Origin of the sequence: Melioribacter sp. Ez-97 (genome assembly GCF_051488665.1) — a bacterium.
Classification (GTDB): Bacteria; Bacteroidota; Ignavibacteria; order Ignavibacteriales; family Melioribacteraceae; genus Melioribacter.
Window position 1 is genome coordinate 38,543 of sequence record NZ_JBPSEG010000011.1, and the last position, 18,931, is coordinate 57,473.

Consider the following 18,931-nt stretch of genomic DNA (forward strand, 5'->3'; position numbering starts at 1 on the left):
CTTACTCTTCCCAATTAAAATATTTTTCTTCAATGACGACGAGAATTTTGTCGCCTGCCCAGATTAAAACAGTGGTAATTATGGCAACTACAAACAGGAAAACGAAATCGTTATAATAAAGCGCCCGGTAGTAAATACCGCCAAGTCCGTTACCTTTTTCGGCATACTCATAGAAAAGCGCCGCCATCCATATCAGATAATGTTTTTCCGATAACACGTGGTATAAATGCTTTTGTAAAATTTTATGGACTACTTTCTTTGCAACTTCCCTTTTAGACATTCCTAGATTTATCGCAACGTCCACGTATTCTTGTTTTATATTTGTCAATTTTCCGGCAGCTGAAAATTTGAGCAAAGCGGAAACAAAAACAAATAGAAACAGGAGCTCGCCCCAAAACGAAGCGCCGAACCAGAACAGAAATAATATTACAGGAAAAATAAAAGGGATATATTTAAGCGGTTGAACTGCCGAAAAGTCGAATGCGGCAAAAAGATTAAATCCTGTTTTTAACGCGACCAGAATCAACAAGTAGGCTAACAACATCGAAACATAGATAACCGTAGTTGTGGAAGCCAGACTTTGAAACACGTCGTATACTTTCCACGATTCAGCAAAGGATTCGATTATCTGCGAAGGTTGAGGCAATATTTTGTTAACCGGTAAAATAAATTCGAACAAAATCAGATAAACGAACAGAAGAGTAACTACAAACTTAATCCCGCCGTAATTTTTATTCATTTGTATCCTGTCGGTTTTATGTACTTAATTTATCGATAGGAAATCGATTATGCAACAATATAATCAAATTAAGAAAGGATTAATTTCTTTTTCCCTGCCGATTGTTGAAGATTCGCCGTGTCCCGGATAAATTACCGCATCGTCCGGAAGCGTGAGCAATCCCGTTTTAATCGAATCTATAAGTTGATCGTAATTGCCGCCCCATAAATCCGTCCTTCCGATACTTTCCTGAAAAAGAACGTCTCCGGTAAAACATAACTTTTCTTCAGGCAGATAAATTGAGTATTCGCCGGGAGTGTGCCCCGGCGTGAAAATGAATTTCATTTTGGAACCGCCGATTTTGAGGTCGAGATTTTCTTCGATATAAAAATCGGGTTTCGGAGATTCTTCGAATTCAACTCCGTAACTTGCGGCAACTTCCTTCATTAAATCGAGAAGAAATAAATCTTTTTCCGGAGCGTAGAATTCCGGATTAAATTTTTCGCACACAAATCTGTTGCCGAGTATATGGTCGATATGACAATGAGTATTAAAAAGGTAACGGAGTTTAATGCCGTTCAATTCGATAAAATCCGTTAATATTTCTTTCTCCTGCCGATTCGAACAGCCCGGGTCAATAATCGCGGTGTCGAGCGTTGATTCGTCCCAGATTACGTATGTATTCTCCGCGAAGGGATTAAATACGAATTTTTTGACCGATATCATTTATTAAAATTTTCTTTGAGTCTTTTTTCCAATTGCGCTCAACTAATTTCTGCTTATTTGCCCAAATTATTTTTTTTCAAATATATTTTTATTTTGCCGAAACTAAATGTTGTATTCATTTTCAATTCTGAATTAATTTAACTTTTTCTTCTAAGCTATTTAATAAATTATCGAATGCATCGGCAAACGCTTTTACACCTTTTTCCTGCAAATCGTTGGTAACATCTTCCATTGATATTCCCAATTCTTTCAAGTTGTTCATCAATTCAACAGCATCTGAGATATTTTCCGATAGAGTCTCCTTTACTACACCGTGGTCAATAAATGCATCAATCGTTGCAGGAGGAACCGTATTAACGGTGGTAGAACCGATTAATACTTGCACGTATAAGATATCGGAATAGTTTGGATTATTTGTGCTGGTAGATGCCCATAAAAGCCTTTGCACTCTCGCACCGTTTGATTCCAAATTCTGCCAAACTTCACCGCTGAATAATTTTTTAAATTCTTCGTATGCTATTTTGGAATTTGCGACAGTTGCTTGTCCCATAAATTCCGGTTTGTCGAGTTCCTCTAATAACTTATCCACCGAAGTATCAACCCTGCTAACGAAAAAACTGGCAACCGAAGATACCTTGGAAACATCGCCGCCGTTATCCATTAAAATTTTCAAGCTATCAATATATGTCTTCGCCACTTCGATATAGTTGTCGATCGAGAAAATGAGAGTGACATTTACGTTGATTCCGTGAGATATTAATTCTTTTATTGCAGCAATGCCGGCCTGAGTTGCAGGAACTTTAATCATTATATTCGTCATCGATAATTCCTTGAATAATCGAATTGCTTCATCAACGGTTTCTTCTGTTTTGTCAGCCAACTTTGTATTTACCTCCAAAGAAACATATCCGTCTACCCCATTTGTTTCTACGAATACCGGCAACAATTTTTGGGCAGCTAATTTAATGTCTTTTTTCGCAAGAGCTTCATATATTTCAAAAATCGGTTTCTCCAAATCAATCGATTTCAAGTCATCATCATATAAACTACTGCCTGAAATAGCCTTTTTAAAAATTAAAGGATTTGTAGTTACACCTCTCACGCCGCCGGATATTAATTTATCCAACGTTCCGTCTAGAATAATATCTCTTTTTAATATAATCATACCAAACAAATTGACCAAGTTCGGCTAATTTCTGTAATTTTGTCATTATTTCAGCTCATGTAATTCGTTCAGTTTAGTTTCGAAATTTAATTCATTTTACCGAGAAAATGAACGAAAGAAAAAGACCACGATTTTAGAAGAATTTAGAGTAAGCGAATCACGCCGATTGGTGTGGAGAGTTATAAGTTATACCGTATATGAAAAAGGTGTTACTCCGAGCGGAGCGAAGAGTCAAAAAAAGATTGACTGATTGAAGGATTGTCCGAAGGACTCTCACAGAGTCTGCGACTGTGATCATGATTGCATGAATACATGACGAGTTATAAAATGGTATTCCATTTTTTCATACTTCCATCATTGCATCCTTCCCAGTCCGCAATTTCACGTTATTATCCATTCTCAATTTACAACTATCACTTAATCGCTCGGATGTTGCCGTTTTCAGAGGATGGAGTACACGTGTAAAAAGCCGTCTCTTTATGGGAAGCAAAGTGACTGAAAGCAGAATTATTTTATTTAGACAAAAAATGGTTCAAAGTAATAACATTTGAACAATTGCTCAAATGTTATTATATTTGCTCCCATGAAAAATAAAGTTGAAGCTCCGGTGTGCGGAGTAACATATATAGACAAACAGAAAGTTAGGAATGTTGAAAAAGGATTTCCCAGCAGCGAATTGGTGATTGACACGGCGGATATTCTTAAAGTTTTGGGAGATCCCACACGGCTAAAAATTATAATGGCTCTTACCAAAGAGGAACTTTGCGTTTGCGACCTTTCCGCTTTGACCGATGTTTCTGTTTCGGCAGTTTCGCATCAATTGAGATTGCTAAGAGGACAAGGATTAGTGAAATACCGGAACCAAGGAAAGATGGTTTATTATTCCTTGGCGGATGAACATATCAATAATATTATTGCTGCTGCATTGGAACATGCGGAGGAGTTGCATAAGTGAACGAGTCTAAAAAAAGATACCAAATAGTCGCAGCGCTCCTGCTTACGGCAATTCTTTCCCACATTAGCCTCTTTCATTTTGAACTGCAGCAAAAAGTATTATGTATAGGGGAAAGGAATCATTTCCAAATTGAAAATATTGGCGATGCCCATTCGTCACTTAAGTTTACAATTAATCTCGGGTTCTTTCAAATAATTGAAAACGACGATTGCACTGAATTTAAACTTGATAATCATATTGATGAAGACATAGTTAAAGTTATCAGTAAAAATACAGTAAGATTTAATGAAGTATTAATAATAAATTTTGATACCATTAAAAAAGATGATAAATTTAGCATAATAGAAGATAATTTGCTGACTTCTCATAACACCGGATTGGAAAGTCTGGCAAAAATCTCCCTTTTAATCTGATACCCTCATAACACCACATCGCTTAGCGGCGTTTTACGGCCGCGCAAATTACACCATTTTAAAAAAATATTAGGTAAGGATACTCATTATGTATAGTAAAATTTTAATAATGAGCGGGATTTTCACATTGATTTCTATATTTGTTCCTTTAAGAACCGCTACGGCACAGGAGACTTCTTCGATAAGTAAATTCTACGGAGAATTTCTTGGGGAAAGCTGTATTGACTCGCTTGCCGCAAGTGAAAAAGCTTCAAACAAAACTCTGAAATTACAAGATGCGATAATTATCGGATTAAGGAACAATCCCAGCTTAAAATCTAAAAAACTCGAAATCAGCGCTTTCCAAGCGGCGGCTCTGCAAGCCGCATTATATCCGAATCCCATTGTGGAAATTGATTTTGAGAACGTCCTCGGTTCCGGTGATTTTGGCGGATTTAACGCCGGAGAGAATACATTTTTTATAACTCAGGACTTTGTTCTCGGCGGAAGACTAAGTAAAGCGGAGAAAGTTCAATTAATCAATTCCAATCTTGCAAAGTGGGAATTGGAGAAAGATAGACTGAATCTTATCTCTGAGATTCGAAAGTCCTTTACTCAAATTTCCTCGCTTCAACATCAAAATGAATTGAATAAGAAATTGCTCAAAATTTCCAAAGAATTTTTGCTGAATCTTGAAAGAAGAATAAAAGCGGGGAAAATTTCTCCCGCCGAAGCTTCGAGAGCTTCGTTGATTTCCACATCGCTCGAAATTCAAATTCAAAACACTGAGATGCAACTAGCATCCGAAAAAGCAAGGCTTAAAGCCATGCTCGGCAAACCGGATCTTCAATTTACCTCGGTAGAAAATATATGCAACTTAAGATACGACATTCCCAATTTAGATTCGCTGAGAGAATTGATATTGAACTCTCCTTCTTTGGCGCAGTTCAAAACAAAAATGAAGCGCGTTAAAGCGGCGGTTGAACTCGAAAAAGCCAAGGTAATTCCCGATCTTTCCGTTTCACTCGGTATAAGAAGATTGAACGAAACGAGCGATAATGTTCTCGTTCTCGGGGCTTCCATTCCTTTGCCAATCTTCGACGATAACAAAGGGAATATTCAGGAAGCAATGATAAGGGAGAATCAAGTTAAATACGAGTTCGTCGGCGCAATCAATTCGGCTGAAGCCAAACTTAAATTTCTCTATAACAACATAAAAGCATTCGGTTCGATGATTGAAAAACTTGAGCAGGAGTCTATACCGAGTGCTAAAGATGCTTTTAAGATTATAAACGAAGGAAGTTCGGTCGGTCGGTTTACGGTTCTCGATGTGCTCGATGCGCAGCGTAGTTTATTTGAGCTCGAATCGCAATACATAAAAGCGGTTGCCGAGTACAATCAAAACATTATAGAACTGGAAGCATTGACGTTAACTAAGTTAGATTTTGAAGTTAAAGCAAGGACGCAAGAAAATGAATAAAAAGAATTTAATCTATTTAATTGCAGGAATAATTATAGGTGGAATTGCCACGATTATTCTTTTGGATAACATTTCAGATCATGAAAATATTAACACTTCGGAAGTTACCGAGACCAGGCACAAGAACGAACACTCCGAATCAGAAGAAGAACATTCCGAAATAATTAATATTTCAGATAAGGTAATGAAAGAATTCGGGATTGAAGTCAAAACAGCCGGTCCCGGTAAATTACTTGTTCACAGGGATCTTACGGGAGAAATTGTCCCCAACCCCTATGAAGTGGCTCACATAGTTCCAAGATTCGGCGGTATCGTAAAAGCGATTTATAAAAAAATCGGCGACGAGGTGAAAAAAGGAGATAAAATTGCAGTAATAGAAAGCAACGAATCACTCGTTCAATACGATGTTACTTCCTCAATTGACGGAACAATATTGGAACTTCATATGACTCCTGGAGAATTAATCGGGGACGATAAGCATATTATTAAGATTGCCAACCTAAAGACGGTTTGGGCAGAGTTAAACGTTTACCAGCAAAACCTAGGCGAAGTTAAAGTCGGGCAAACTGTTGAAATTACATCTCCTCACAGTAATACAGTTTTTAAAGGGAAATTATTCTACATTAGCCCAACTGTAGATGAAGCAACCAGAACGGCGATTGCAAGGGTAAAACTCGACAACTCCCGAGGCGTTTGGAAACCCGGTATGTTTGTTTCCGCAAAAGTTGTTACTTCTTTTAAAAAGGTTGATGTAGCCGTACCGAAAAACGCGATTCAAATTTTGGAAGGTCAGAAAGTTGTTTTTATTAAAGGAGAGGAAGGCTTTCGGCCGCAGGTTATTTCCATTGGAGATGAGAACGGTAAATTTGTGGAAATCCTCGACGGTTTGCACCCAGGCGATAAATACGTAGCCAAAGGCGCATATAATTTCAAATCCGAAATATTAAAAGAATCGTTCGGCGGACACGGACACTAACTTGGAGGAAGATTTATGAATAAATTAATAGATTTTGTGTTAAAGAACCGCCTCCTCGTGCTTGTTGTAGGATTATTTGTGATGGCAGGCGGTTATTTCAGCTACAAGCAATTGCCTATTGATGCTTTTCCTGATGTTTCCCCTTCGCTGGTGCAGGTATTCACTCAAACCGAAGGCCTAGCTCCGGAAGAAGTTGAAAAGTATGTTACTTTCCCTATCGAAGTGGCAATGAACGGACTTCCGAATTTGAAATCGATTCGTTCTGTTTCGAATTTCGGTCTTTCCGTTGTAAATATTTATTTTGAAGACGGTACAGATATCTATTTTGCCAGGAGGGTTGTAAACGAAAGACTCACCGAAGCGCGAGAACAAATTCCCGCTGGATTCGGCGATCCGCAGATGGGTCCCATTTCAACAGGAATGGGTTTAATTCTTTTTTATTATTTGGAAGACGAAACAGGCAAATATACATTAGAAGAATTAAGAACCATCCAGGATTGGCTGATTAAATTCCAATTGCAAACCGTACCCGGTGTGACGGAAGTGCTCGGTATAGGCGGTTGGGAAAAGCAGTTCCATGTTGTTGTAGATCCTAACGGACTTCTAAGATATAATCTTTCTGTAAACGATATCGTTGAAATTATAAAAAAGAATAATTTAAACGTTGGAGCTTCTTTTATCGAAAAAGATGCCGAAGAATTCCTCGTCCGTTCGGTAGGACTTGCAACCAAAGTTCAAGACTTGGAAAATATTGTGGTTAAATCGGTTGACGGCACACCGGTTTACCTTAAAGAAATAGCCGATATTAAAATCGGCGGGGCAGTAAGACGGGGAATCCAAACACGAAACGGAATTGAAGAGGTTGTAGCCGGAATGGTGGTCAAATTATATGGCACAAATTCTTCTACGGTAATAGGCGCCGTGGAAAAGAAAATGGCGGAAATAAACAAAACTCTGCCCGAGGGAATAAAACTCGTGCCTTATTACGAACAGAAAACACTTGTAGAATCAGCCGTTAAAACCGTTACAGATGCGTTGATTCAAGGTATAATTCTCGTTGCGTTAATATTGATGCTATTTATGGGCTCGCTGCGTCCAAGTATTGTTGTTGCGCTTTCAATTCCGTTTTCGATTATGGTTGCATTTATCGGGATGCAGTATTTAGGATTGTCGGTCAATTTAATGTCGTTCGGAGGTCTCGCAATTGCTATCGGCATGATGGTGGATGCAAGCATTGTACTTGTTGAAAACATCGACAGATTGAAGAGGAAACACCCCGACGAGCCATTTTTGCATATAGTATCCAAAGCAAGCAAGGAAGTTCTGCGGCCGATTATTTTTGCAATTATCATAATTATAACTGTTTTCATTCCGCTTTTCACTCTACATGGAGTTGAAGGAAAAACTTTTAGACCTTTGGCCTTCACAATTGCACTAGCGATGCTCGGCTCTTTGCTTTTTGCCGTTTTGATTGCTCCGGTAGTTTCGTCTTTCATTCTAAAAACAAAACGGAAAAAGAATGATAGTAAAAAACCTAAAGACATTTGGATAGTTCGCATTTTAATAAAAATTTATACACCGTTTGTAAAATTTTTCGTCAAGAGAAGAATTGCAGCAATAATTGTTTCGATAATACTTTTGCTCCTGGGCGCATGGATATATCCCAAACTGGGTTCGGAATTCACACCCACGCTTCAGGAAGGAACACTAATCGTCCGTTTGTCTATGGCTCCTTCCATTTCATTGGAAGAGAGTAAAAGAATTACCCTCCTTGCCGAAAAGCGGGTAATGCGGGTTCCCGAAGTGCAAGGAACGGTCACCAGAATTGGGCGCGGAGAAGTCGGAGCGCATACAGACCCGATTAACAGCGCGGAAATGTATGTATTATTGAAACCTGAAGAAGAATGGAGAGAAGGTCTCGATCAAGAAGGCATTGAAGCAAGAATCCGAGAAGAAGTTGAAGGCATGCCGGGCGTACTGTTCAACTTTACTCAGCCCATCAGAATGACTGTTGATGAATTGCTGGAAGGAGTTAGAGCGGAACTGGCGGTTAAATTGTTCGGCGACGATTTGATTCTGTTAAAGAAAAAAGCTGAAGAGATATCTGCACTTCTCAGAGAAATAAGAGGAGCCGCGGATATTCAAGTGGATCAGGTGAGCGGAAAGCCTCAATTGAAAATTACGGTTGATAGGCATGCAATTGCTAGGTACGGATTGAATTTATCCGATGTTCAGCAAGTAATAAGAACCGCAATCGGCGGTGAGATCGCGGGACAAATATTCGAAGGCATCAAACGATTTGATATCTTCGTGCGTTTCGCTCCCGAATTCAGAGGCGATAAACAAGCAATCTCTAACTTGTTAATTCCCTCACCAAACGGATTACGTGTTCCTTTAAGTCAAGTGGCAACAATTGAAGAAATTGAAGGACCGCGGCAAATTACCCGTGAACAAAATCAGCGGTTCATTACCATTCAATGTAATGTGATCGATAGAGATATCGGATCTTTCGTGGAAGAGAGTCGAGCTGCAATTGAAAAGAATATCGATTTACCCGTCGGTTATTACACAGTCTGGGGCGGACAATTCCGCTTGCAGCAGGAAGCGAACAAAAGATTCGCCATCGTAATACCGATTACGCTATTGCTAATTTTCTTCCTTCTCTTTTCCAGTTTCAATTCGTTGAAGAATTCGCTGTTGATACTGTTGAATATTCCGCTCGCGCTTGTGGGGGGAATAATAGCGCTTTGGATTACCAATCAGAATTTATCCGTTCCCTCCTCTGTCGGATTCATTGCCCTCTTCGGCATCGCGCTCGAAAACGGAATGGTTCTGGTAACCTACTTCAACCAGTTAATGCGCGAAGGAATGGACGTCGACGAAGCTTCCATAGAAGGCGCGAAGCTTAGACTACGTCCGGTTCTGATGACCGCAGCCACAACCGCGCTCGGATTGATTCCGCTTTTGGTTGCAACCGGAACGGGAAGCGAAGTGCAAAGACCGCTCGCCACGGTTGTTGTGGGCGGATTGTTTACTTCAACTATTTTAACGCTGCTGGTTCTTCCGGCTCTTTACAAATGGTTCTCCATTAAACCGCAGGAGAGCGAATTATAATTTTTCGGCGGCGGATTTATTTCCGCCGCGTTTATTAAAAAAATTAAGGTGATGCAAATGAAAGAAATTAAAGCTATTATACGACCTTTCAAATTGGACGATGTTGTAACGGCTCTTCAAAAGATAGAAGGTTTGCCGGGACTCACTATTTCGGAAATTAAAGGCTTCGGCAGGTCGAGAGCAAAAGGCGCGGAGGATTCGTTCCGCGACGGTTTGCACAATTACATCAAACGGGTGAAAATAGAACTCGTGGTTCATAACGACATCGTAAACGAAGTTGTGGACGTCATTCAAAGAACCGCGCACACGGGCAACACGGGCGACGGTAAGATATTTGTGATTGAAGTGGCGGACACGATAAGAATAAGAACAAACGAACGCGGCGAAGACGCGATATAACAATTCCATATCGAAGAAAGGATGTACAAATGAAATCACTTCAAAAAATGACGCTTCCGGCTTTGGGCGCTATTCTATTCGTGTCTATTTATTTCAGCTATTTCGCGCCCACCGACGAGCTGGGAGATTTATCGAAATTCGGAGCCAGCGAGATTAATCAAACCGTAAACGTTATGATTGTCAAAGAGAACGGTTTCGGTAGAAACGCCGGCGGGAGAATAATTTCTTTCAGAGCGAAAGATAAAAACGGAGTTGCGGTAAACGTTAAATTGAGCGAACCGGCTCCTCCGGAAATAATTAACGCCGAAATAGTGGAGCTGCTCGGGCATTTGCACGGCAGCGATTTTAATGCCGCGAGCGTTAAAATTATTAAATAAAAATTGAGCCGTAAAGATGAAAAAGTATAAAATTAAAAATCTTAGCTGCGCTTCGTGCGCTTCCAAAATTGAAGACGGCCTTGCGAAATTGGAAGAAGTAAAGTTTGTCTCCGTTAATTTTGCCAATTCTTCTATTCAAATTGACACTGACAATCTGGATAAAGTTAAAAAGAAGATAAAAGAAATAGAGGCGGAAGTTGAGATAGTGGACGAGGAACGCGAAGAGGAGGAAGAGTTCAATATAAAAGGAGAATTACTTAAAATATTTTCCGTTATTTCCGTCCTTCTGCTCGGAATTGTTTTTAAGGATTCTTTGCACAACACGCCGTATAACATTGCGGAATACGCGGTGTTTGTAACCGTTTATCTCTTTAGCGGGTGGGGCGTTTTGAAGTCGGCGGGAATAAATATAGTGAAAGGACAAGTATTTAACGAGCAATTCCTCATGTCCGTAGCCACGCTTGGGGCGTTTGCAATTCACGAGATGCCCGAAGCAGTAGCCGTTATGGTCTTTTACAATGTAGGCGAGTTTTTCCAAGACCTTGCAGTAAGCCGTTCCCGCAGATCGATTAAAAGTTTGCTGGAAATTCGTCCGGACCATGCAAATCTCTTGGCTAACGGTGAGGTTAAGGAAGTGTCACCCGAAGATGTGCTTGTCGGCGATAAAATACTAATTAAGCCCGGCGAGAAAATACCGTTGGACGGTAAAGTAATTGAAGGGAATTCAATGATAGATACATCTGCTCTCACAGGCGAATCTGTGCCCCGTTCGGTTGAAGAAGGCGAGAGTGTGATGGCGGGAATGATTAACAAATCTAGTACTTTGACTGTGGAAGTGACGAAATTATTCGGGGAATCGTCAATTACCAAAATTTTAGATCTGGTGGAAAACGCAACCACAAAAAAAGCAAAGACGGAGAAGTTTATCACAAAGTTCGCGCGTTATTACACGCCGGCGGTGGTCTTTGGGGCGTTACTTGCCGCCGTCCTTCCTCCTCTTTTGGTCGAAGGGCAGATGTTTTCGGTTTGGATTTACAGAGCTTTGATAATGCTCGTCGTTTCGTGTCCATGCGCGTTAGTTATTAGTATTCCTCTCGGTTATTTCGGCGGAATCGGGGGTGCGTCCCGAAGAGGAATTTTAGTGAAAGGCTCAAATTATTTAGATGCGTTGACGTCGGTTAAAACCGCCGTTTTCGACAAAACCGGAACTCTTACAAAAGGAGAGTTTAAGGTTACTGAAATCATTCCCCGGAACGGGTTCGATAAAGAAGAAGTGTTGAAGTATGCGGCTCATGCAGAAGTAAATTCCAATCATCCCATTGCACAATCAATTATGGAAGCGTACGATGATAATATAGAGTTATCAATAATTAGTAATGTAACGGAGATTGCCGGACAAGGTATTCAAGCCGAAGTTGAAGATAAAATTATAACAGCTGGAAATGACAAACTGCTTCACACTAATAATATTAAGCATGACAAATGTAACGTGGAAGGAACAGTCGTTCACGTTGCCGTGGATTTGAAATATGCCGGCTACATTGTAATTTCCGATACGATAAAAGAAGACGCAGCTATGGCTATTGAAGAATTGAGAAAGCTTGGTGTAGAAAGAATCGTTATGCTGACAGGCGATAATGCTTTTGCCGCACAAACAATTGCCCGTAAACTTAATATTGATGAAGTTTATGCCGAATTGCTTCCGGAAGATAAAGTGAAATTTATTGAAAAATTCATAGTCGAATCGGGTAAAGATGAGAAAGTGGCTTTTGTGGGCGACGGAATAAACGACGCTCCGGTACTTGCCCGCGCCGACGTCGGGATTGCAATGGGCGCTCTCGGCTCCGACGCCGCCGTAGAAACCGCAGACGTTGTTCTGATGAACGATACTCCGTCGAGCGTTCCGACAGCAATTAGAATTGCAAAGAAAACCAGAAGAATTGTATGGCAGAATATTCTTTTTGCATTGGGAATAAAACTTTTGTTTATCGTGCTGGCGTCATTCGGAATAGCGACGATGTGGGAAGCGGTTTTCGGCGATATGGGAGTGGCTTTAATTGCAATACTAAACGCGACGAGAGTATTGAAATCAACAGAATAAATTCCTTTGTTCGTAAGATTACGTTCATTCTGTTTTGATTTGGATTATCTCTTAATATTTGATACTATAGTAGAATGAATTATTTGATATGGAAGCATGGAACTTCACGAAGAAATATAGCAGTTTAAGCATCATCTTCACTACTTAAAGGAGAAATAGAATCAATCCAAAAAGATGATTGACGAGAGAAAGAGTATAAACGACGCTTACGTACAGTTTAATGCTCCCGAAGGCATATTGGATAAGGCCGCGATTGTAAGAAATTCTGCGAAAGGAAATTGAGCTTAAAATTGTAAAAGCTGTTGACGCGTGCCCCGGCAATTACAGCGACGCGGATAAAATTCAATTCGCCAAAAAAGAATTCCCGAATTTAGAGATAGATAAAGCCGCCACTATTATTTCGGATAAGGATAAGATTAAGGCAAGATTAGATAAACTGAATTCGGCGGAAAGAATTTACTATCTAAAAAAATTAATTTGCTTTAAAATATTTGAATATATTGTGTGTTGTCGCTTTCATTATACAGCAATTTTTACAACTTTTGGTGTAGCTTATGTTAAACGATGCAATATTTCAGCAGAAAAATGAACGGGAAAATCAACTTTCATCAAGCTGCATTCTGAGGGAACAGAAGCTAAATATTGAATCCGGCTTTATAAACGTAATAATTGGTCAACGTAGGGCGGGAAAATCATTTTTCTATTTTCATTCATTAAAAAATAATATTTTGGATATGTGAGTTTTGAATATGAACGTTTAACAGAGCTCTCAGACTACGATGAAATTTTAAATGCGATGGATAAAATTTACTCCCATCCTATTATTTTTATACGAGATTCAAAATTTGCCAAAGTGGGAACTATTCACAAGAAAAGAGTAGAAAAACTGTGGGCTTTAGCCCCCATTTATTATTTGTCTATAAATCTTTTCCAACCACACTTTTTTATAAAAGTATCAACCTCGTTCTCATAAGGTATTCTTCTGTGATGCTTATCCTGCTTCTTGATGTAATTCCTCACATTCCCAAGATGACTATCACTTACACTAACAGCCCAATAATCATCCTGCCCGACTATTTCACAAAATCTTGATTATTAAACCAATGAGAGCTTTCTCCTTTAATAAACAGCATTTTTTGCTAATTAAAATATCTTTTGATAGCGATATCAAACAGTGAATATGATCTTCGAATCCGCTTAATGAATCAATTAATATTTCCTTTTCTTTTGCATTTTCGAGGATGTGATAAAATAATTTTTTTACTCACTTCCAAAGGTCTAAATGTTTTTATAAAATTTTTTGTTGAAAATACGAAGTGTATCACCACTCTGACCCAACTCATCAATCCTCCCCGAAGATTGATGATTGTGTAATTAGTATTAAAAAAATAATCTTACAATTTAATAATTACTAATGAAAATGTGGCTATAGCCATTTTTTGTTTCTGCTTCTTACTCTCGTAATTGCCGCCCCATAAATCCGTTCTTCCGATACTTTCCTGAAAGAGAACGTCTCCGGTAAAACATAACTTTTCTTCAGGCAGATAAATAGAGTATTCGCCGGGAGTGTGCCCCGGTGTGAAAATGAATTTCATTTGAGAGCTGCCGATTTTGAGATCGAGAATTTCTTCGATATAAAAATCTGGTTCCGGAGATTCCTCAAATTCCACTCCGTAACTTGCGGCAACTTCCTTCATTAAATCGAGAAGAAATAAATCTTTTTCCGGTGCGTAGAATTTCGGATTAAATTTTTCGCGCACAAATCTGTTGCTCAGTATATGGTCGATATGGCAATGAGTATTAAAAAGGTAACGGAGTTTAATGCCGTTCAATTCGATAAAATCCGTTAATATTTCTTTCTCCTGCCGATTCGAACAGCCCGGGTCAATAATCGCGGCGTCGAGCGTTGATTCGTCCCAGATTACGTATGTATTCTCCGCGAAGGGATTGAATACGAATTTTTTGACCGATATCATTTATTAAAATTTTCTTTGAGTCTTTTTTCCAATTGTCCGGTATAATTCAAAAAATTCGCTCTGGTTTCTTCGATCGAATCGCCGCCGAACTTTTCGAGAAACAATTTTGCCGCGCTCCATGCTGCCATCGATTCGGCAATAACGGCGCATGCCGGCACGGCTACAAAGTCGCTTCTTTCTCTGCGAGCTTTTATGTTCTTCATTTTCGATAAGTCAATCGAACCGATGGGAGACATGAGTGTGGCAATCGGTTTCATTGCAGCTCTTATAATTATCGGCAATCCTGTTGAAATTCCTCCTTCTATTCCCCCGGCATTGTTTGTTTTGCGACTGATCTTTCCTCGTTTCAATACGATCTCGTCGTGCACCGCCGAGCCGTATTCATCTGCCATCTTGAATCCCCTGCCAATTTCAACGCCTTTAACCGCCTGTATCGACATTATAGAATGAGCAAGTTCGGCTTCAAGACGAGTATCGTAATGCACAAAACTTCCGACGCCCGCCGGCATTCCGGTTATTACTACGTAGAAGGTTCCTCCTAACGTATCGCCCTTTTTCTTTGCCAGTTTTATACGTCGTATTATTTTATCTTCATGCTCTTTGTCCAAGACCCTTACGGGACTTTTATCCGAAATCCTGTTCAATTTTTCCGCCGAAAAATTAGAATTTATTTTATTGGCAAAGAATTTATCTATAAAATTTTCTTTCGGATAAATTCCGCCTATACTCTCAACGAAACTTCCGACGTGAATGCCGAACTCGCTCAAAAATTTTCTGGCTACCGAACAGGCTGCCACGCGAGCCGCCGTTTCGCGCGCGCTCGAACGTTCGATCGAATTCCGTATATCGTCGAAATTATATTTCGTTACACCGACCAAATCTGCGTGCCCCGGACGGGGAATCGAAATTTTTTCGATCTGAACGTCGACCGGTTCGGGATTCATTTTATCCGTCCAGTTTTCCCAGTCTTTGTTCCAGATTACCATTGAAATCGGCGAACCGAGAGTTTTGCCATGTCGAATGCCGGACAGTATTTCGGCTTTATCCGTTTCAATTTTCATTCTGAGACCCCGTCCGTAACCAGCCTGACGTCTCTTCAAATGTTCGTTTATATATTCAGGAGAAATTTCGATATTCGAGGGGAATCCGCTAACAACGGTTACAAGAGCTTTTCCGTGGGATTCGCCTGCAGTGACAAAATCAATCATTTAACCAGCCCTGTTTTTTTGATCCGTAAATATAAAAAAAAGCGTCCCAATAATGGACGCTTTTTTCGGTTAAACTGAATTTTATTATTCATCTTCATCAGGAATTTCAAGACCTACAAGGCGGGAATTACCCTGACTGTCGACCAATTTAAGAAGCACGGCTTTACCTTTATTTTCATCGAATATTTCTTCAAGTTCTCCTACGGTTTTAACCGGCTTTCTGTCGGCTTCGGTAATTACCACGCCACGGATGATTCTCTGGTTATAAGCTCTACTGAAGTTTTTAACTTCGGTGACGAGAACGCCGTTATCAACTTTGTACTCTTTCAATTCGTCTTCTGTCATATTTCTGACTGTCATACCCACGTTATCGAATTTAATTTCCTTCTTTTCGATTTTACCTTTCGATTTACCTTTATCCGAAGCCTTAACGTTATCGGACGAATTGTCGTCGTCGCGAGCTTTCAGTTTAACGTACCTTTCGATTTTCTTGCCGTCCCGATAGAGGGTTAATTTAACTTCGTCCCCTGCACGTTTAGAAGCTACATACGACTGCAATTCGCTCGGCACGTTAACTTCTTTATCGTCAATTTTAAGAATAACGTCGCCTTGTTTTATGTCGGCTTTTTCAGCCGCGCCGCCTTTAACAATATCCTGAATAAGCACGCCTTTCGGTTCGTCGAGCCCGATAGCTTTTGCAGTTTGAGCGTCGAGTTCCGAAATTTGAACGCCGATATAACCGCGGCTTACTTTTCCGTTTGCAATCAAATCTCTTGCTACCGCTTTTGCAAGATTAATCGGTATTGCAAATCCGTAACCGATATACCTTTGAGTAATGCCGTCGGTTGCAATCGCGGAATTAACTCCGATAACCGCGCCGTTTAAATCGACCAGAGCTCCTCCGCTGTTGCCCGGATTGATTGCAGCGTCGGTTTGAATGAAATTTTCGATTGCGTACTGGTCCCGGATAATATTAATGTTTCTGCTCTTAGCGCTGATAATTCCGGCTGTAACGGTCGAGGCAAGCGACAGCGGGTTTCCGATTGCCATAACCCACTGACCGACTTTAATATTATCGGAGTCGCCCAGATAAGCCGCCGGTAAATCTTTTGCATTTATTTTGATAACAGCCAAATCAGTCAACGGATCGGTGCCGACAATTTCTGCTTCGAATTCTCTTTTGTCGTGCAATGTAACGGTAACCTGTTTGGCGTCCTCAACGACGTGATTGTTGGTCAGGATATATCCGTCTTCCGAAATAATAATTCCGCTGCCTCCTCCCTGCTGTTCGCGCGGAATGTCGTCTTTGAACGGGAAAAAGAAGTGAAATTCTTCGGGCAGTTTATTTTTTACAGTTGTCACAACGGTTATTTGTACGATTGAAGGGGTTACTTTTTCGGCTGCTGCAATGAATGCGTTATTGAAAGCCGCGGCTTGCGGGTCCAGATTGACTATCGGAGCTTTATCGGCGCCAATCTGAACGTCGGCATAACTGGGACGAACCCACCCGAATCCCGAAACCAAAACGGCTCCGAAAACAATTCCGATTAATATTAGAGAGACAGTACCCAGCAGATTTTTTTTATTCATTTTATTTCCTCCTGTTAAAATATTTTTAGCGACCTGAGTCCCTTGAATTCATCGATATTATATTTTAAAAATTTTTCGAGCAACATTATCAGCGTGTCGAGCTCCCTGTCGCTGTATTTAATATTATTATTTTTTGTGCTTAGACACTGTAGTAAATTGAAAAGTTCCTTTGTAAATCTGAAATGACTCATCCTGTCTTTGCCGCACACTTCGCACATTATTCCCGTGTCGTAATTATAATTAACCTGCATATCGGCTGTCAGCTCCTTGTTGCAAACGGAACAATGAGTAGTCGGGAATTGATAACCGATTTCTTTGATAAAGAAAAGAAAATATTTTGCGAAATAAAATTTCGGATTTTTTTCGGGACTGTTTATCAATTCGAATATCCTGACCGTACCGTCATATAGTTTCGGGTGTGGGTCCAGCTCCGCCGTCAACTGAACTAGCAACTCTATTACAGCGGTGGCATATTTCATCTTTTCGAAATCTTCTTTGATTATCGGAAAATGTTTCAATAAATCCGCGGCGCTGATTAATTGAATGTCCCTGGTTTCCTTTTTATAGATAATAACCTGAATGATATTCATCGTGTCGACAATCATGCCGATTTTCGATTTAGGCGAGCGGGCTCCTTTTACGATGACCGACATTTTCCCAAAATCGCGGGTAAAGAGATGCGCTATTTTACTGGTGTCCCCGTAATTGAGTTTATTGAGCACAACGGCGTCGGTTTTAATAATTTCAGACATTCTCTAAACTGTAAGGATTTCTAAATACGCCCTTTTCCGTAATAATTCCCGTAATCAATTCTGCTGGCGTGACGTCGAATGCGGGACAGTACGCGTCGTAAGCGTCGGATGTAAAACGGCATTCGCCTATTTTAACCAATTCATCTTTACTGCGCAATTCGATTTTAATTTCGTTGCCGTTCCGGCAATGTCTGTCGATAGTAGATGTCGGCGCCGCAATATAAAACGGAATATTATGATGACGCGCAAGGACGGCGAGATTATACGTCCCGATTTTATTAGCCGTATCGCCGTTTACTGCAATCCGGTCGGCTCCGGTAATTATCAGATCGACTTTTTTTTCTTTCATTAAGACCGCCGCCGTTGAATCCGTATTAATAGAAAAAGGGATTCCAAGTTTATCGAGTTCCCACGCTGTGAGTCTGGAGCCCTGAAGCAGAGGGCGGGTTTCGTCCACATGGATGTATTCCACAAAGCCATTAAAATGTGCGTGACGTATGACGTTCAAAGCCGTGCCGCTTCCGCCCGTAGCCAATGCGCCGGTATTGCAATGCGTAAGAACTCTCATTTTCCGGTCGAAAATCGACAAACCGTTGAGCGCAATTTTTTCGCACATTTCGATATCGTCCTGATGAATTTTCCGGGCGGCATCTATTAATTTCGAATAGAGCTGCGAATCGTTTTTATGTTTTTCGAATTCGCTTTTAATCGCATCCAATCCGAAGAACAGATTAACTGCCGTCGGGCGCGTTGCTTTCAAACGTTCGTACGCTTTATTAAATTCTTCCTCGACGTCAACGTTTTTATTTTTTACGGAAAGAGCGAGAGCGTAGGCGGCTGTAACGCCGATAGCCGGAGCGCCTCTGACTTCGAGCCTTTCGATTGCTGTTGCAATCCTTTCGTAATCATCCGTTACGATATATTCTTCTTTTAAGGGAAGTTTTGTCTGATCGATTAATATAATTTTATCGTCTTTGAATTTTACGGCTTCGATTTTTTTCA

Annotated in this window: 16 protein-coding genes; 8 read left to right on the plus strand and 8 right to left on the minus strand. The window is 40.3% G+C overall.

Annotated elements, in window-relative coordinates; genetic code table 11:
• Nucleotide 1: 1 nt before the first annotated feature.
• From ACSSWA_RS11865 to tal, 3 genes are all read right to left on the minus strand, one after another.
• On the minus strand, nucleotides 2–739 hold the full coding sequence (locus ACSSWA_RS11865) for an ABC transporter permease (RefSeq protein WP_437356790.1): 738 nt from the start codon (nucleotides 737–739) through the stop codon (nucleotides 2–4).
• A 63-nt stretch (nucleotides 740–802) separates the two neighbouring features.
• Nucleotides 803–1,444, minus strand: a complete 642-nt coding sequence (locus ACSSWA_RS11870) for an MBL fold metallo-hydrolase (protein WP_437356791.1) — start codon at nucleotides 1,442–1,444, stop codon at nucleotides 803–805.
• 121 nt (nucleotides 1,445–1,565) lie between these two features.
• Nucleotides 1,566–2,570: a transaldolase gene (gene tal / locus ACSSWA_RS11875; RefSeq protein ID WP_437356792.1), complete on the minus strand. Its 1,005-nt coding sequence runs from the start codon at nucleotides 2,568–2,570 to the stop codon at nucleotides 1,566–1,568.
• Between the two features lie 622 nt (nucleotides 2,571–3,192).
• On the opposite strand from tal, the gene ACSSWA_RS11880 reads away from it, so the two are divergent.
• The 8 genes from ACSSWA_RS11880 to ACSSWA_RS11915 all read left to right on the plus strand — a co-directional run bounded on the left by ACSSWA_RS11880 (nucleotide 3,193) and on the right by ACSSWA_RS11915 (nucleotide 12,403).
• Nucleotides 3,193–3,564, plus strand: a complete 372-nt coding sequence (locus ACSSWA_RS11880; protein ID WP_437356793.1) for an ArsR/SmtB family transcription factor — start codon at nucleotides 3,193–3,195, stop codon at nucleotides 3,562–3,564.
• Nucleotides 3,561–3,977 carry a hypothetical protein gene (locus tag ACSSWA_RS11885; protein WP_437356794.1) on the plus strand — a complete coding sequence of 139 codons (417 nt, stop codon included), beginning with the start codon at nucleotides 3,561–3,563 and terminating at the stop codon, nucleotides 3,975–3,977. The genes ACSSWA_RS11880 and ACSSWA_RS11885 overlap by 4 nt, the downstream gene beginning before the upstream one ends.
• 88 nt (nucleotides 3,978–4,065) lie before the next feature.
• Nucleotides 4,066–5,436, plus strand: a complete 1,371-nt coding sequence (locus ACSSWA_RS11890) for a TolC family protein (RefSeq protein ID WP_437356795.1) — start codon at nucleotides 4,066–4,068, stop codon at nucleotides 5,434–5,436.
• Entirely contained in the window at nucleotides 5,429–6,412 is a 984-nt protein-coding gene (locus ACSSWA_RS11895) for an efflux RND transporter periplasmic adaptor subunit (RefSeq protein WP_437356796.1), read from the plus strand. The genes ACSSWA_RS11890 and ACSSWA_RS11895 overlap by 8 nt, the downstream gene beginning before the upstream one ends.
• Before the next feature lie 15 nt (nucleotides 6,413–6,427).
• Nucleotides 6,428–9,526, plus strand: a complete 3,099-nt coding sequence (locus ACSSWA_RS11900) for an efflux RND transporter permease subunit (RefSeq protein ID WP_437356797.1) — start codon at nucleotides 6,428–6,430, stop codon at nucleotides 9,524–9,526.
• A 57-nt stretch (nucleotides 9,527–9,583) separates the two neighbouring features.
• The gene (locus ACSSWA_RS11905) at nucleotides 9,584–9,925 is read left to right on the plus strand and encodes a P-II family nitrogen regulator (protein ID WP_437356798.1); all 342 of its coding nucleotides are present in this window, start codon (nucleotides 9,584–9,586) and stop codon (nucleotides 9,923–9,925) included.
• A gap of 29 nt (nucleotides 9,926–9,954) precedes the next feature.
• On the plus strand, nucleotides 9,955–10,302 hold the full coding sequence (locus ACSSWA_RS11910) for a hypothetical protein (RefSeq protein ID WP_437356799.1): 348 nt from the start codon (nucleotides 9,955–9,957) through the stop codon (nucleotides 10,300–10,302).
• A gap of 16 nt (nucleotides 10,303–10,318) precedes the next feature.
• Nucleotides 10,319–12,403, plus strand: a complete 2,085-nt coding sequence (locus tag ACSSWA_RS11915; protein WP_437356800.1) for a heavy metal translocating P-type ATPase — start codon at nucleotides 10,319–10,321, stop codon at nucleotides 12,401–12,403.
• Nucleotides 12,404–13,797: 1,394 nt separating this feature from the next.
• Here the strand turns inward: ACSSWA_RS11915 and ACSSWA_RS11920 are convergent.
• From ACSSWA_RS11920 to mtnA, 5 genes are all read right to left on the minus strand, one after another.
• Complete coding sequence (locus ACSSWA_RS11920) at nucleotides 13,798–14,379, minus strand: MBL fold metallo-hydrolase (RefSeq protein WP_437356801.1); 582 nt, start codon at nucleotides 14,377–14,379, stop codon at nucleotides 13,798–13,800.
• Nucleotides 14,376–15,587 (minus strand): chorismate synthase, encoded by a 1,212-nt coding sequence (aroC, locus tag ACSSWA_RS11925; protein WP_437356802.1) that lies wholly within the window; start codon nucleotides 15,585–15,587, stop codon nucleotides 14,376–14,378. Before aroC ends, ACSSWA_RS11920 begins: the two co-directional genes overlap by 4 nt.
• 84 nt (nucleotides 15,588–15,671) lie before the next feature.
• Nucleotides 15,672–17,177, minus strand: a complete 1,506-nt coding sequence (locus tag ACSSWA_RS11930; RefSeq protein WP_437356803.1) for a Do family serine endopeptidase — start codon at nucleotides 17,175–17,177, stop codon at nucleotides 15,672–15,674.
• A gap of 14 nt (nucleotides 17,178–17,191) precedes the next feature.
• Nucleotides 17,192–17,929, minus strand: coding sequence for a DNA repair protein RecO (gene recO / locus ACSSWA_RS11935; RefSeq protein WP_437356804.1), 738 nt, complete (start codon nucleotides 17,927–17,929; stop codon nucleotides 17,192–17,194).
• Nucleotides 17,922–18,923 carry an S-methyl-5-thioribose-1-phosphate isomerase gene (gene mtnA, locus ACSSWA_RS11940; RefSeq protein ID WP_437356844.1) on the minus strand — a complete coding sequence of 334 codons (1,002 nt, stop codon included), beginning with the start codon at nucleotides 18,921–18,923 and terminating at the stop codon, nucleotides 17,922–17,924. Before mtnA ends, recO begins: the two co-directional genes overlap by 8 nt.
• Nucleotides 18,924–18,931: the final 8 nt, after the last annotated feature.

Coding starts and splice junctions, on each gene's coding strand:
- ACSSWA_RS11865 (WP_437356790.1), bottom strand. CDS start 739: ATGAATAAAAATTACGGCGGGATTAAGTTTGTAGTTACTCTTCTGTTC.
- ACSSWA_RS11870 (WP_437356791.1), bottom strand. CDS start 1,444: ATGATATCGGTCAAAAAATTCGTATTTAATCCCTTCGCGGAGAATACA.
- ACSSWA_RS11880 (WP_437356793.1), top strand. CDS start 3,193: ATGAAAAATAAAGTTGAAGCTCCGGTGTGCGGAGTAACATATATAGAC.
- ACSSWA_RS11890 (WP_437356795.1), top strand. CDS start 4,066: ATGTATAGTAAAATTTTAATAATGAGCGGGATTTTCACATTGATTTCT.
- ACSSWA_RS11895 (WP_437356796.1), top strand. CDS start 5,429: ATGAATAAAAAGAATTTAATCTATTTAATTGCAGGAATAATTATAGGT.
- ACSSWA_RS11900 (WP_437356797.1), top strand. CDS start 6,428: ATGAATAAATTAATAGATTTTGTGTTAAAGAACCGCCTCCTCGTGCTT.
- ACSSWA_RS11905 (WP_437356798.1), top strand. CDS start 9,584: ATGAAAGAAATTAAAGCTATTATACGACCTTTCAAATTGGACGATGTT.
- ACSSWA_RS11910 (WP_437356799.1), top strand. CDS start 9,955: ATGAAATCACTTCAAAAAATGACGCTTCCGGCTTTGGGCGCTATTCTA.
- ACSSWA_RS11915 (WP_437356800.1), top strand. CDS start 10,319: ATGAAAAAGTATAAAATTAAAAATCTTAGCTGCGCTTCGTGCGCTTCC.
- ACSSWA_RS11920 (WP_437356801.1), bottom strand. CDS start 14,379: ATGATATCGGTCAAAAAATTCGTATTCAATCCCTTCGCGGAGAATACA.
- aroC (WP_437356802.1), bottom strand. CDS start 15,587: ATGATTGATTTTGTCACTGCAGGCGAATCCCACGGAAAAGCTCTTGTA.
- ACSSWA_RS11930 (WP_437356803.1), bottom strand. CDS start 17,177: ATGAATAAAAAAAATCTGCTGGGTACTGTCTCTCTAATATTAATCGGA.
- recO (WP_437356804.1), bottom strand. CDS start 17,929: ATGTCTGAAATTATTAAAACCGACGCCGTTGTGCTCAATAAACTCAAT.